Origin of the sequence: Mesorhizobium sp. M1A.T.Ca.IN.004.03.1.1 (genome assembly GCF_003997555.1) — a bacterium.
In the GTDB taxonomy this organism is placed as follows: domain Bacteria; phylum Pseudomonadota; class Alphaproteobacteria; order Rhizobiales; family Rhizobiaceae; genus Mesorhizobium.
In genome coordinates this window covers 1-333 of sequence record NZ_RZTV01000118.1, presented here as the reverse complement: position 1 = coordinate 333, position 333 = coordinate 1, and the positions used below count along the sequence as shown (strand labels likewise).

The following is a 333-nucleotide window of genomic DNA, read 5'->3' as shown; positions in this document are numbered from 1 at the left end:
GAGACCACAGGCCCGAAGATTTCCTCGCGCGAAATGCGCATCTGGTTGGTCGCTTCGGTAAACAGCGTCGGCTGAAGGTAGAAGCCGGGTGTTTCGCGCGAGATGACCTCGCCGCCAAAGGCGAGCTTGGCGCCTTCCTTCTTGCCGATCTCGATATAGTCGGTATCGGTCTTCAACTGCCGCTCATCGACGACGGGGCCGATATGGGTGCCGGCCTTCAGCGCGTTGTCGACGACGAGCGTCTTCAGCTTATCGGTGAGTGCTGCGACGAACTTGTCGTGAATGCCTTCGGTGACGATCAGCCGCGACGACGCCGTGCAGCGCTGGCCTGTG

1 protein-coding gene is annotated in these 333 nt (G+C 61.0%); it reads right to left on the bottom strand.

Features of this window, described 5'->3' with window-relative positions:
* On the bottom strand, positions 1 to 333 hold a 333-nt coding region (locus EOD29_RS30955), incomplete at both ends, for an aldehyde dehydrogenase family protein (RefSeq protein ID WP_127248790.1).